14 protein-coding genes and 1 pseudogene are annotated in these 13,127 nt (G+C 69.4%); 11 read left to right on the top strand and 4 right to left on the bottom strand.

The features are described from left to right. Positions 1 to 74 precede the first annotated feature (74 nt). The 3 genes and pseudogenes from OG214_RS35320 to OG214_RS35310 all read left to right on the top strand — a co-directional run. Complete coding sequence (locus OG214_RS35320; RefSeq protein ID WP_363086467.1) at positions 75 to 947, top strand: TauD/TfdA family dioxygenase; 873 nt, start codon at positions 75 to 77, stop codon at positions 945 to 947. A gap of 173 nt (positions 948 to 1,120) precedes the next feature. After that, complete coding sequence (mug, locus tag OG214_RS35315; RefSeq protein WP_405987060.1) at positions 1,121 to 1,789, top strand: G/U mismatch-specific DNA glycosylase; 669 nt, start codon at positions 1,121 to 1,123, stop codon at positions 1,787 to 1,789. Between the two features lie 92 nt (positions 1,790 to 1,881). Then, positions 1,882 to 2,701: pseudogene (locus tag OG214_RS35310) on the top strand (Tn3 family transposase); the annotation flags it as partial. A gap of 14 nt (positions 2,702 to 2,715) precedes the next feature. Here OG214_RS35310 and OG214_RS35305 read toward each other — a convergent pair. After that, on the bottom strand, positions 2,716 to 3,474 hold the full coding sequence (locus OG214_RS35305) for an SDR family oxidoreductase (protein ID WP_363082379.1): 759 nt from the start codon (positions 3,472 to 3,474) through the stop codon (positions 2,716 to 2,718). Between the two features lie 148 nt (positions 3,475 to 3,622). On the opposite strand from OG214_RS35305, the gene OG214_RS35300 reads away from it, so the two are divergent. From OG214_RS35300 to OG214_RS35280, 5 genes are all read left to right on the top strand, one after another. Next, positions 3,623 to 4,276 (top strand): TetR/AcrR family transcriptional regulator, encoded by a 654-nt coding sequence (locus tag OG214_RS35300; protein ID WP_405987059.1) that lies wholly within the window; start codon positions 3,623 to 3,625, stop codon positions 4,274 to 4,276. Between the two features lie 110 nt (positions 4,277 to 4,386). After that, entirely contained in the window at positions 4,387 to 4,824 is a 438-nt protein-coding gene (locus tag OG214_RS35295; RefSeq protein WP_405987058.1) for a hypothetical protein, read from the top strand. Then, positions 4,718 to 5,125 carry a hypothetical protein gene (locus tag OG214_RS35290; RefSeq protein ID WP_405987699.1) on the top strand — a complete coding sequence of 136 codons (408 nt, stop codon included), beginning with the start codon at positions 4,718 to 4,720 and terminating at the stop codon, positions 5,123 to 5,125. The genes OG214_RS35295 and OG214_RS35290 overlap by 107 nt, the downstream gene beginning before the upstream one ends. Positions 5,126 to 5,287: 162 nt before the next feature. Continuing rightward, a complete protein-coding gene (locus OG214_RS35285) occupies positions 5,288 to 6,001 on the top strand; it encodes an MBL fold metallo-hydrolase (protein WP_363082375.1) in 714 nt (237 codons plus the stop codon). Between the two features lie 42 nt (positions 6,002 to 6,043). Then, positions 6,044 to 6,691: a TetR/AcrR family transcriptional regulator gene (locus OG214_RS35280; protein ID WP_363082374.1), complete on the top strand. Its 648-nt coding sequence runs from the start codon at positions 6,044 to 6,046 to the stop codon at positions 6,689 to 6,691. A 157-nt stretch (positions 6,692 to 6,848) separates the two neighbouring features. Here OG214_RS35280 and OG214_RS35275 read toward each other — a convergent pair whose 3' ends face one another. Then, the gene (locus tag OG214_RS35275; protein ID WP_363082373.1) at positions 6,849 to 7,280 is read right to left on the bottom strand and encodes a TIGR03668 family PPOX class F420-dependent oxidoreductase; all 432 of its coding nucleotides are present in this window, start codon (positions 7,278 to 7,280) and stop codon (positions 6,849 to 6,851) included. Between the two features lie 16 nt (positions 7,281 to 7,296). After that, complete coding sequence (locus OG214_RS35270) at positions 7,297 to 8,121, bottom strand: LLM class F420-dependent oxidoreductase (protein ID WP_405987057.1); 825 nt, start codon at positions 8,119 to 8,121, stop codon at positions 7,297 to 7,299. Between the two features lie 402 nt (positions 8,122 to 8,523). Here OG214_RS35270 and OG214_RS35265 point away from each other — a divergent pair, with 402 nt between their 5' ends. The 3 genes from OG214_RS35265 to OG214_RS35255 all read left to right on the top strand — a co-directional run bounded on the left by OG214_RS35265 (position 8,524) and on the right by OG214_RS35255 (position 12,217). Next, positions 8,524 to 9,825 carry a hypothetical protein gene (locus OG214_RS35265; RefSeq protein WP_405987056.1) on the top strand — a complete coding sequence of 434 codons (1,302 nt, stop codon included), beginning with the start codon at positions 8,524 to 8,526 and terminating at the stop codon, positions 9,823 to 9,825. After that, positions 9,822 to 11,417: a substrate-binding and vWA domain-containing protein gene (locus tag OG214_RS35260; RefSeq protein WP_405987055.1), complete on the top strand. Its 1,596-nt coding sequence runs from the start codon at positions 9,822 to 9,824 to the stop codon at positions 11,415 to 11,417. The genes OG214_RS35265 and OG214_RS35260 overlap by 4 nt, the downstream gene beginning before the upstream one ends. 557 nt (positions 11,418 to 11,974) lie before the next feature. Further along, positions 11,975 to 12,217 carry a hypothetical protein gene (locus OG214_RS35255; RefSeq protein WP_405987054.1) on the top strand — a complete coding sequence of 81 codons (243 nt, stop codon included), beginning with the start codon at positions 11,975 to 11,977 and terminating at the stop codon, positions 12,215 to 12,217. Positions 12,218 to 12,298: 81 nt separating this feature from the next. Here the strand turns inward: OG214_RS35255 and OG214_RS35250 are convergent, their stop codons facing one another. Beyond that, on the bottom strand, positions 12,299 to 13,066 hold the full coding sequence (locus OG214_RS35250) for an NPP1 family protein (protein WP_363082367.1): 768 nt from the start codon (positions 13,064 to 13,066) through the stop codon (positions 12,299 to 12,301). Positions 13,067 to 13,127: the final 61 nt, after the last annotated feature.

Below are 13,127 nucleotides of genomic sequence, written 5' to 3'. Positions count from 1 at the left end.
GCCCCCGCACCCCGCACCCCGCACCCCGCACCCCGCTCCCTGTACCTGTTCCATGTCCACCTCAGGAGGATCGCGTGGAGAGTTACGAACTGGAAGCCGTCAAGCGTGTCACGGCAAGGCCCCGGAGGGAGTACACCACCCTCGCGGTCGACTCCCTCACCCCCGTCATCGGCGCCGAGGTCTCCGGCGTCGATCTCTCGAAGGAACTGTCGGAGGAGCAACTGCGCGATCTCAAAGGGGCGTTCCTCGACCACCATGTTCTGGTCTTCCGCGACCAGATCCTCACCCAGGAGCAGCACAAGCGTTTCGCCGGTCACTTCGGCGAACTGCGCGCGGTGAACCCCCCGCCGCCGGAGGGCGATCCGTACATCCTGGAGATCAACACCACCCCCGAGGCGGCGAACGTGGCCGGGAACGGCTGGCACGCGGACGGCACCGCCGACGCGGAGCCCTCGCTCGGGTCGATGCTCTACATCACCCGCGTACCGGAACCGGGCAGCGGCGGGGACACCCTGTTCGCCAATATGCATCTGGCCTACGAGATGCTGTCGCCCGCGATGCGCGCTTTTCTGGACGGTCTGACCGCCGTGCACGACGGACTCGTCGCGTTCCAGGGCTACACCCCGCCCCCGGGATATGTCGCCCCGAAGAGCGAACACCCGCTGGTGGTACGTCATCCCGAGACCGACCGCAGGCTTCTCTATGTCAACAAGGCGTACACCGCACGTGTCCCTCAGCTCTCGTCCGACGAGAGCCGGGCACTGCTCGACATGCTGTTCGATGTGGTCCCGAGCCGTCCCATGCTGACCTGCCGCGTCCGGTGGACCCCCAACACGCTGGTGTTCTGGGACAACCGCTGCGTGCAGCACCACGCGACGTACGACTACTACCCGTTCACCCGCTACGGCCAGCGGGTCGCGATCAACGGCGGTCCCCTCAAGGGCTGAAAGGGCTGAGCGCGGGGCCCTGTCCGTGTCCCCGCTGGGGGTCCGCCGGGAGCGGCGGGCCCCCGGCGTCCACGTCCGTGTGGTCACGGGCATGGACGTGGGCGTGGGCGTGGACCTGAGCGAACGGAGTGTCAGGATATCCGTCGATGTGGACGACTATCCGTGGAGCTCCGATGAACCCCGCACCAGGTGACCGGCCGACCGATCGCCGTACGACCGGTGGAGCACCCGGTCCCGGTCCACGCCGGCGCCCTCGCGCGACGCGGGCCGAACTCGAAGCCGCGCACGATGCCCGCCTGCCGGATCTGATCGCCGACGATCTCACGGTCCTGCTGGTCGGGATCAACCCCGGTCTCTCCTCCGCCGTGGCGGGCCATCACTTCGCCACGCCCGGCAACAGGCTGTGGCCGGCCCTGTACCGGGCGGGCTTCACCCCCCGGCTGCTCGACGCCACCGAAGAGGACCAACTGCTGGGACTCGGGATCGGCATCACCAGCATCGTCCGCAGACCCACGGCACGCGCCGCCGAACTCACCGCGCCGGAGTATGCGGCAGGCGGCGGCCGGCTACGCCGACGGGTCCTCGCCCGCCGCCCGTCCTGGCTCGCCCTCCTGGGCGTCACCGGCTACCGCGCCGCGTTCGGCTCCCCCGACGCGACCGTCGGCCGCCAGCCCCTCACCATCGGCACGACACAGGTCTGGGTGCTGCCCAACCCCAGCGGACTCAATGCCCACTACCCTCCGTCGGCCCTGGCGGTCGAGTTCGCGAAACTACGGATCGCGACCGGCCTGCCCGACCGCTCAGGCCTCCTGGGCGACGGCCCCTTTTCCACCGGGCCCTAACTTGTTCGCCGGCCCGGTGACAGGTCGCCCTGAGGCTGGGCGAGTCGAAAGCGCTGTCCGCGGCCAGTGGCGGCAAGCGGGTCCTCGCCGGGGTCCGGGCGCTTCCGGCGCCGGCCCGGCGGAAAGTGAGCGTGAAGCCGTTGGTGCCGCGCGAGGTCGACGGCAAGCTGGTGCCGCCGGCCTGGCGCAAGGCGGTCTACGCCAACCCCGATCCGCCGCAGGGCGTGGTGGACCGGGACGCGTACGTGGTGTGCGTGCTGGAGCGGCTGTACCGGGCGCTGAACAACCGCGATGTGTTCGCCGCTCCGTCGCACCGAGTGGGAGGCCGTGTGCGAGGAAGTCCCGGCGGCCCTGAGCCTGGACATGCCCGTCGAGGAGCACCTGGCGGAGCTGGTGCGCGGCCTGGACGCGGGGTGGCTTCCTCGACGCCTTCGTCCACCTCGGCGACGGCACCACCCGCATGAAGGACCTGGCCACCTCCCTCGTCGCCCTGCTCGTGTCGGAGGCGTGCGACATCGGCCTGACCCCGGTGGTGAACCCGGCGCACGAGGCCCTCACCCGGGCCCGACTCGTCCACGTCGACCAGTACAGGCGTTCGCCGAATACGGGCGCATCGCCAAGACCGAACACCTGCTCCGCGTGGTCGATCCGGCCGACGACACCTACCGCCGGCAAGTGAACCGCCAGCTCATCGTGCAGGAGTCCCGCCACAAGCTCGCCCGCGTTGTGTGCCACGGCAAGCGCGGCACCATCCACCAGGCGTACCGCGACGGCATGGAGGACCGGCTCGGCGCGCTCGGTCTGGTCCTCAACGCCATCGTGCTCTGGACGACGCGCTGCGTCGACGCCGCCGTCGCCCAGCTCCGAGCTGAGGGCCACGAACTCCGCGAGGAGGACATCGCCCGGCTCTCCCGTCGCCCGGTCGCTCAGAGGAGGGCACCGCCGGAGACCTCGATTCGCTGGGCGGTGACCCAGCGCAGGCCCTCGGAGGCCAGCGTGGCGATGGCGTCGCCGATCTCCTCAGGTTCGCCGACGCGGCCGAGCGCGGTCTGTCCGGCCAGAACCTGGCGCATCTCGGCGTCGTCCCGCATCGCTCCACCGTTGAAATCGGTGGCGGTCGGACCCGGGGCGATGGAGTTGACCCGGATGCCGCGCGGGCCGAGTTCTGCGGCGAGGGTGCGGCTCAGGGCTTCGACGGCGGCCTTCGAGGCGGAGTAGACCGAGGTGGCGGGGCTGGTGTGGCGGGTCAGTGACGTCGAGACGTTGATGACGCGGCCGCCCTGGGTCAGCAGCGGCACAAGTGACTGGATGAGGAAGAACGTGCCCCGGACGTTGGTGCCCATCACCGTGTCGAAGTCGTCGATCGTGACGTCCTCCAGCGGTCCGAAGATCCCCACTCCCGCGTTGTTGACCAAGATGTCGAGCCGCGAAGTACCCCAGCGCTCCAGCTGCTCGCTCAGTTCGGAGGTGAAGGACGCGAAAGAGGAGACGTCGCTGATGTCGAGCCGGAGAACAGCGGCGGTCCCACCCACCGCCTGCACCTGTTCCACCGTCTTCTCAGCCCCGGCCGCATCACCGCGGTGGGTGACCAAGACCCGCACCCCGCGTGTGGCCAGAGCGATGGCCGCGCCACGTCCGAGGCCGCGATTCGCACCGGTCACCAAAGCGATCTTGTCGATCGTCATGAACTGTTCCTCCACCACGCGGCTACCGGAATTCGCCCGGCGCCACAGATAGGATGCGAGTCACTCGACTCGCCTTGCTCTCGTACCGTAAGCAGGACCATCGAGGCGAGTCAAGTGACTCGCCTCGGGTCTGCGGCATACTGTCCGCATGGCAGCAGAACTCTCCGCACACCACCGCAGACTCGCTCAGCAGAAACGCGAGGCGATCACCACCGCAGCCACAGAACTGTTCCTGGATCGCGGCTACGACGGCACCTCACTGGCCCGGATCGCCGAAGCGGCCGGGGTCTCGAAGTCCACCCTGTTCAAGCGGTTCCCCACCAAGGCGGCACTCTTCGAGGCCATCGTCACCGAGTCCTGGCAGCGTGACGCCGGCGACGCCGCCGCGCGGCCACAGACCGGAGATCTGCGCTCCGGACTGACAACCGTCGGCCACCGCTATGCCGACCTGCTCGGCCGGCCCGGCATGACAGCCCTGTTCCGGATCGTCATCGCCGAACTGCCTCGTTTCCCCGAACTGGGACGGATGCAGTTCCAGCTCGGCAAACTGCCCTACTTCACCTCCGTTCAGCACTACTTGGAATCCGAGCACGAGGCGGGCAACGCCGATGTCCCGGACGCCGTGAGCGCCGCGAACCAGTTCCTCGGCATGATCGCCAACTACGTCCTGTGGCCGCGCATGCTGCTGACCGACTGGAACCCCGCAGCCTCCGACATCCACGACGCCGTCGAACAGGCCGTCCAGACCATGCTCGCCAGGTACACCCCGACCCACCGGCCTGACCCGAAGCCGGAAAGTTGACACTGGCGCGCAATGCTCAACATCCGCGACGCCTCCACCCGCTCCAGTGACCGAAGTTCCGCGAGCTGCTCACGTACGCGCGGCCGGGCGACAGCGTCCACATCTCCGAGATGTTCCGCCTCGTACGAGGCACAGGACACATCCTCGACGTGCTCGACGTCCTCCACCGCGAGCAGGTAGCACTGCCCATCCGCGACAGCGCGTTCTCCGCGATGGACCTCACCGCCCGCCACCCGCGCACCGGCGAACTGCTCTCCACCGTGAAGTTCATGGTGCAAACCCTCGCCGCCGCCGGCGAACCCCAGCGCGACCTCCAGCGCGAGCTGACCTACGACGGACTGCGCGCCGCCGAGGCGAAGGGCAGCAAGGGCGGACGCCGCCCGGCCCGTGGCAACCACGAAGACCTGCGACGTGCGCACCGCGTACCTGGAAGGCCGCTCCATCGCCGCCCTCGCCCGCGACCACGGCGTCAGCCGTGGCGCGATCCGCACGGCCGTCGCCGACCTCCTGCCCGACCACACCGCCACCGAGGAGGCCGCCGCCCCTGAGCTGCCGGTCACCCTCGGCATGCCGTTCGTGATCGTCCGCGATGCCGGCCACGTCGTCACCCGCCTGGCCCGGGTCCTACGGGACCTTCCGTGGGACCGGGTCCGTCCGAGGCTCACCCACCGCTCATTCTGGCCCGACCACAGAGGTGAACCACCCTTGGCCGAGGGGCCGTTGATGCGGTTGAAAGTCGAGCATCCGCCGAAGGACCGAGATGCCCCGCCGGTGTGGTCAGACCCCGGCACCAGGGGATTCTCGGTCCTTCCGCGCCGGTGGACCGTCGAACGCACCTGGGACGGCTGACGCGACACCGCGGTCCGGCCGCGACGCGGAATGGCGTCAGTGAGGTATTGCCAAGCCAAGATCACACCCATAACATCACATCCGTGAGGTGAAGGCCGTGAGGTTACTAGGGCTCGCGATCATCGCAGGTGAATCCATCCGGTTTGATCATGGGAGACCGATATGAAGATCGTTGATCTGCGTCCTGACTTGCGCATGGTGCTCGACAACGGGCCCGGACAGGCCTACCTGCTGCGCCGCGGGTCGGACGCGGTGCTGGTCGACACCGGCATCGCCGGGCAAGGCGATGTCATCACCGAGGCGTTGCGTGGTTGGGGTCTGGACCGGGAGTCGCTGACCCACGTCGTATTGACGCACTGGCATCCCGACCACGCCGGCTCGGCTGCCGAACTGGCCACCTGGCCGAATGTCCGTATCTGGGCGCACCGCGGCGACGCCCCGATCATCCGCGGGGACAGCTACGACTCGCTTCCCACCCTCACCCACGCCGAGGAGGAGCTCTACGCCCATATCGCCGGCTCCATCCCCGACGCCGCGCCTTCTCGTGTCGACCGCGAGCTCGACGACGACGAGATCCTCGACGCGATCGACGCCCGCGTCCTGTCGACTCCCGGCCACACCGACGGCAGCATCGCCCTGCACTTCCCGAACGAGGCCGTCCTGTTCACCGGTGACATCGCCACCGAGCACCAGGGCCAGGTCATACTCGGGCCGTTCAACCATGACCGAGCGCTGGCCCGTAAATCTTTCCGCCGCTTCGCCGACATCGACGTCGACACCGTCTGCTTCGGCCACGGGCAACCGCTCCGCGGTGACGACACCGCCCTGCTGGCCGCCGCGGCCACCGCCGACGAGGTCCCGGACCCTCTCGGCTGACGCACGTTCGCACCGATCCGGCGTCGGTGTAAGGTTACGGCCGTGAGCAAAGAGGCTGCCGGGAGCAGACGGCGCAACGCCCGGGGTGCGGGGCAGGCACTGCGCGACGACATCGTGTCGGCCGCCCGAGAGATCGTCATCGAGGACGGCTACGCGAGTTCGGTGACCCTGCGTGGGCTGGCGCGGCGGATCGGCATCGCACCGCAGTCGATCTACCTGCATTTCGCCGGCCCGGACGAGATCGTGCAGGCAGTCACCGTCGAGACCTTCGCCCAACTGGGTCGCTTCATCACGGATGCGACACAAGGAATCGAGGCACCTCGGGACCGGCTCATCGCCGGCTGCCGCGCCTATATGGCGTTCGGGGTCGGCAACCCGAATCTGTACGGACTGCTCTTCCAACGCAACCGGCTCCTTCGCGGAGCGGAACCCCGCCCCACCCCCGCGGACGAGCCGGACACCCGCAACCCCGACGCCGGGCCGTTCGCCTACCTCATGGACGGCGTCCGACGCTGCGTCGCCGACGGATCCTCCGGGGTGAAAGACGTCCTGTCCACCGCAACGCAACTGTGGGCAGCCATGCACGGCTTTGTTCTGTTGCGCAACGGCTACGAGTTCCCGTGGCCGGACCTTGCCCAGGCCGAGGTGGAGCTCATCAGCTCGATCGCCAGACTCCGCGAGCCCGACTGACCGTGCCGCGATTCCCCATCCTCAGCAGGCCCGGGTCAGCGACCGAACGGGAGTCGGCGGGGATCATGCCGGGGCGCCAGGTGTATCCGGCACATCCCGTCGGACCCGTGGCGCGGGCCGGGCGGGCCCGTCCGGCTCCGGGGCGGAAGCGGGGGCGTCAGGTGGCGTGCCAGCCGGACCAGTGGGTCACCGTGATCTCCACCACGGGTCCCTCCGGAGGGCGGTCGGCGTACTGCCGCCGGTACTTCTCCGTCAGCAGGTCCACATACCGCGCGGCCACCGCCGATCCGCCGGCCGGCGGCAGTACGGAGGCCGTGCCGTCCGCTCGGGCCCACCACAGGCGGTCCCAGTCCTCGTCGTAGCCGTCGACGAGGAGACAGACCTCGGGGTGGGCGCGGATGTTGGCCAGCCGCTTCAGCCGGACCGACCGCTTCGGCTTGTGGTCCACGGCGAAGGCCACGGTGTCACCGGTCAGGGCGAACACCATGGGGACCAGATGCGGCCGGCCGGAGGCATCGACGGTCGCGAGGCGGGCGATCCGGGACCGGACGAAGCACTCCCGGGCCCGCTCGCCCGTCATCACCGGCACCGCGGCACCGTGCGGCTCACCGGAACCGGTCCGCGGCAGCGGCGAGCCGATCGAGGTGGGCGAGTGTCTCGGCCTCCGGCCTCGTGGGCAGATAGAGCAGCAGCCGCTCCACATCGAGGTGTGTGTACTCCTCGATGATCTCCGGTTTCCCCGACACCGCGTAGACGGTCACCGGCACGTCCCGTCCCGCGACACTCCGCATCCGGGCGATCGCCGTACCCAGCTCCCCGGGCGGCAGACTGTTGGCCAGCCAGGCGTCACCGAAGGCGGCCACCCGAGGGAAGGCGCGCTCGCCACCGCCCACATAGATGGGCGGGTGGGGGCGCTGGACCGGTTTCGGCCAGGAGTGGACAGGGTCGAAGTCGACGAACTCCCCGTGGAACTCGGCCTTGTCCTCCGTCCACAGCTCACGCATGGCCCGCAGCCGTTCGTCCACGAGACGGCCCCTGGTGCGCGGGTCCGTACCGTGGTTCTCCATCTCCTCCTTGTTCCAGCCGACACCGATCCCGAAGATCATCCGCCCGCCGGAGACCAGGTCCAGGGACGCCACCTCCTTGGCCGTGATGATCGGGTCCCGCTGCACCACGAGCGCGACCCCGGTGCCCAGCAGGATCCGCTCGGTCACCGCGGCGGCGGCGCTGAGCGCGACGAACGGGTCGAGGGTGCGGTAGTACATCTCCGGCAGTTCACCGCCGCCCGGATACGGTGAGCGCCGCTCCGCCGGGATGTGGGTGTGCTCGGCGATGAACAGGGAGTCGAGCCCTCGCTCCTCGACGGCGCGCCCCAGCGCGGTCGGCGCGATGCCCTGATCGGTGATGAAGGTCGATACACCGAACTTCACTGGCGGCTCCTTCGGTCCGGGTTCCGGGTGCTGGGTTCCAAGCCGTGCTCCGAGCCGTGCTCCGAGCGCTGTTCCGAGCGCTGTTCCGAGCGCCCGGTTCCGGGTTCGCGGATCAGCGGTTCCACGCTCGCGGTCGCATGCGCGGGCGCGATCACGTCACGGTCCATGGCCAAGTACCCCGATCGGACCCGCCACAACAGTCCCTGCGCCCGACCGGGCTATCACCGAACTCACGCGGGGAACGGACGACCGCTGCGGACGCCACCCCCGGCCCCCCGCTCCAGGCCGAGTTGTTCACCGTGGTTTGGCCCGTGGTTCACCCGGCCCGTCGTCCGGTCGCGAAATGCTGTGGACGGCTGTGGCGTAGGGACGTGCGCCGGGGGACAGCGGGGGAGGGTGTCCGTGGTCATCGGGGAGGGACCCGTCATCGAGGAGCCACGGCTGGACGTACGACGGCCGTCGTCCTCCCGGTGGTCGCAGCGCCGCTTCCTCGTCGTGTTCCTGCCCCTGCTGGCCGCCGTGCTGACCGGTGCGATCACGCTGGCCGTCCCGGGGAGAATGCTGCTGCCCTTCGAGCGGATCACCACACTGGAGGGCAAAATGGCCTCCAAACGGGACTTCTTCGAGGACCCGGAGGTCCAGCGGCTGCTCCTGAAACACCGTATCCGTGTGCACATCACCAGTTCGGGCTCGCGCGAGGTGGCCGTCCAGGACGTCTCCTCGTACGACTTCGTGTTCCCCTCCGGGCAGCCCGCCGGGGATCTGATCACCACTCAGCTCGCGGCGGAGAACCGGCCGGCGAAGGTGCACCGGCCGTTCGTCAGCCCCATCGTGCTCCCCACCTACCGCGCGTACGCCGAGACCCTCCAGGACGCCGGGATCGCCACCGCGCAGCGCGGCTCGGGGCCGGGGCCGCCGCTCTACTACGTCCTGGACATGGGCAAGTTCCTGAGGAACGTCGACCGCGGGCGGCGGTGGAACGAGATCGGCATCCGCGACCACGGGATCAGCAACGCGAACCGGATCGTCGTCCAGAGCTCCGATGTCTGCGACTCCAACTCGGCGGGGACCTATCTGGGGCTGGTCGCCTTCACCTGGCACGGCGAGGGCGACGAGGTGCCCGACACCGACCGGGAGGCGGACGAGCGGGGGCGGGCCATCAAGCCGCTGCTGGAGCAGGGCCTGCCGGGCGCGGATGTGTTCCGTACCTATATCTCGCCCGAGGGCAAGGGGATAGCGCCCGTGGTGGTGGCGTACGAGCACCAGTACCTGACCTATCAGGCGCAGTACCAGGCCGAGTCGGGGAAGCTGGACTCCGACCGGGTCCTGCTCTATCCGTCGGGGCAGTTCGTGACCCAGCCTCAGTTCATCGCGCTCAACGAGCGGGGCGACCGGCTCGGCGAGCTGATCACACGTGACCCGGAGCTGCGCCGGCGGGCGATGGAGCTGGGCTTCCGGATCCTCGATCCCACCGGGGAGGTCGCGAGCGACCAGCTCGCCACGTTCCTGAAGGACCGGAACATCCCGGTCCCCTCGATGGAGGGCGACAACACCCGCTCGTCGATGCCCAGGCTCCGGTACCTGGAACGGATGATCTCGATCGTGGGGGGCTGCCCGGCCGCCGGGACCCCGGACGCCGGAACCTCCCCCACCGAGACCTCTGCCGGGAAGTCCGCCGGGGAGTCCGCCGGGGTGCCCGAGTGAGGATCCGGCGCCCGCCGACGAGCCTCGTCGCCCTGTGTCTGGTCTGGATGCTGCTCGGCACCGCCGTCACCGCATGTTCCACGGACACCCCGGAGCCGGTGAGGCTGCGCGTGCTCGCCAGCTCGGAGCTGGCCGACATGGCGCCACTGCTGGACGATCTCCGCCGGGAGACCGGGATCACCCTGGAGATGGAGTACCGGGGCACGGTGGACGCCAGCGACGCGCTGGCCTCGGGCGAGTACCGGCACGATCTCGCCTGGCTCTCCTCCGACCGGTACTTCCGGCTCGAACTGAAGGCGGCCGGGAACCACGGCGAGCAGCCCCTGTCCACGGCCGTCATGCGCTCTCCCGTCGTGATCGGGATGAAGCCCGCCACGGCGGAGCGGCTGCGCCGCACCGCGTCCGACGGCCAGATCTCCTGGGCCGATGTGGCCGACGCCGCCGCCGACGGAACCCTGCGGTTCGGTATGGCCGATCCCCGCCATGCCAACAGCGGTCTCGCCGCGCTCGTCGGAGTGGCGACCGCCGCGGCGGACACCGGCGGCGTACTGCGCCCGCGGGACGTCTCCTGCGACCGGCTCCGCGGCTTCTTCGCCGGACACCGGCTCGCCGAGGACTCCTCCGCCCGGCTCGCCGACGGATTCGTACGCGACCAGGACAGCCTGGAGGCCCTCATCACCTACGAGTCCGAACTGCTCACGCTCAACAGCGGCGGAAGGCTGCGCGAGCCACTGGAGATCGTCTATCCGAAGGACGGCATGGTCCTGTCCGACTATCCCCTGCTCCTGCTCGATCCGGCCGAACGCGCCGCGTACGACAGGCTGGTGGAGTGGCTGAAGAGCGGACCGGTCCAGAAGAAGATCATGGAACGTACCCTGCGCCGGCCGATCGATCCCGCCGTGCCCCGGGTGCCGCGGCTGCGTGAACCCATCGGCAACGCGCTGTACTTCCCCGACGACCAGCGGGTGGTCGACCGGCTCCTCGCCGACTACGGCGATCCCCGGCGCGACGGACGCGCCCGGGTGATCTTCCTGCTCGACTTCTCCGGGTCGATGCGGGGCGAGCGCATCGCCCGGCTGCGCGCCGCCTTCGACGGTCTCAGCGGGGGCGACGACTCACGCTCCGGAAAGTTCGTCAGGTTCTACCGCGGTGAGTCGCTGACCGTCATGAGATTCGCCGGGCGCGTGCTCGACGAGCGGAGTGTGACCTACGCGAGCCCGCGGGACCTCGACCGGCTGCGCGGCTTCGTGGCCTCCGACGGCTTCGGCTCCACCACCGCCGTCTGGTCCGCGCTCGACCACGTGTACGAGAAGGTCTCCGACGAGATCCGGGAGCACCCCGGCAGGACCGTCTCCATCGTGGCGATGACGGACGGTGAGAACAACGCGGGGATCGACCTCGACACCTTCATCCGCCGCTACGAGGCACGGCCGCCCGCGGTCCGTGCCGTACGGACGTACACCGTTCGCTACGGCGAGGCCGGTGCAGCGGCACTCGACCGGGCGGCACGGACGACCGGCGGTCATATGGCCGACGCCACCGTCCAGTCGCTCCTGAGCGCTTTCAAGGAGATACGTGGGTGTGACCAGTGAGGCGTGGTGGGACATCTGGTGGCCCTGGATGCTCGTATGGCTGCTGACCGCGGCCGGCCTCGTGGCGCTCCTCGCGCTGACGCTCTTCCGGCTTCTGCGTGACCGGCGGCCCGGCAGCCGGAGGATCATCCCGGGCATCTGCTTCTATCTGCACGACAGAACCGTCATGGACCACTACCAGATGCGCGGTTACGCGGCGGCCCTCCGCAGGGAGGTGGAGCAGCGGACCAGCGACAGCAAGGACGGAAGCGTCCATGCCAAGGTCTTCGGGCTGAGCGCGGGCGGCGGCAAGCGCGACAACAGCGAGATCGTCAGCAAGTATCTCGAAGTGGCCGAACCCATCTCGGTGATCGGCATCATCATGGACGTGCTGGAGGAGAAGGACGTCATCGTCCATGTCGATCTCGTCAACCGGACCGTCAGACGCAACGGCGCCCTGGTCAACGCGCTGGCCACCCTGCCCGGTGCCGGGGCGAGGGCGGGGACAGGGGCGGGGACGAGGCCGGGGACGGGGGGGCTCGCGGGAGACCGTACGGCTGCGGGACATCGAAGACTTCGTGCTGATCAGAGGGCGGTTCAGGAAGATCGCCGAATCACCCGAGACGACGGTCTTCCTCGCCCCCTACGGCGACCCGGACGATCCCGCCGAGGGGCCGCACGTACGCGTCACCTGCGCGACGGAAGGACTGCGCGCCGAGGTCGGGCAGGGCACCTTCTCGGCACGCTGTCTCGGCAAGGTCCAGGACTGGAACGCCACCGACGCGGTCCTCGAAGTCCAGGCCATGGCGATCTTCCGATAGCCGGCGGGCCCCGGGAGAACGGACGGGCCCGGAGGACGGTCCGGGCGGCCGACCCGCCGCGTCCGTCCTCCGGCCCTGTCCTCAGGCGTTGGGGTCGAACGGGATGTTCGCCGGCTTGGCCCGCTCCAGGTGGTAGTTGAAGTTGCCGTCCTTGAGGCCGAAGACGGCACTGCCGAAGTCGGCGTTGCTCAGCTTGTCGCGCAGACCCTCGGGGTAGCCGTTCCAGCCGACGAGCCGCGGGAACTGCCAGCCGCGGTAGTGGTTCTCCGGCGGCTCGTCGTTGTTGTTCGCGGGACGGAAGCAGTGCGTGCTCGCGCCGTCCTTGTGGTAGACGACCTTCGGGTGCGTCCCGTCCCAGCGGATCTGGTCACGGTTGTAGATGTTGAAATTGCCGTGGGCGGAGGTGGAGACGTACTTGGCCTCGTTGTCCTGCACCCACACCACGACATGCTCCCAGTCGTGGCGGTGCCCGCCGAGCCCGCTGCCGGCCACGGCCTGGTCCTTCTCGAAGTAGAGGCCGTAGATGATCGCGCACCAGCCGTTGTTGCACTTGTAGCGTGCGTATCCGTTGGTGTTGTCGAGGTCCCAGGAGTCACGGCACGAGCCGTTGACGGCCCCGGTGGTGTTGAGACCGGGGGAGATCGTCCCGTCGGGGCCGATGGCGGGAGTCGGGTAGCAGCCGTCCGTGTCGTAGTCGTACGCCGGCTGGAACGTCTGCTCCAGTCCGTCCGCGTTGGCGGGCAGAGCCCTGGGGGGATCGGCCAGTGCGCTGCCGGGCAGGGCGATGACCAGTGCGATGGCGCTGGTCAGGGTGAACGAGACCTGACGGATGCGCGAGCTCTTCTTCACTACGTCCTCCTGATCGACCGCGGCGTGGGGCACGCGGTCCGAGGGCAGTGTGACGGCAGTG

Origin of the sequence: Streptomyces sp. NBC_00872 (assembly GCF_045161915.1) — a bacterium.
GTDB lineage: Bacteria > Actinomycetota > Actinomycetes > Streptomycetales > Streptomycetaceae > Streptomyces.
This window is presented reverse-complemented; position numbering and strand designations above follow the sequence as displayed.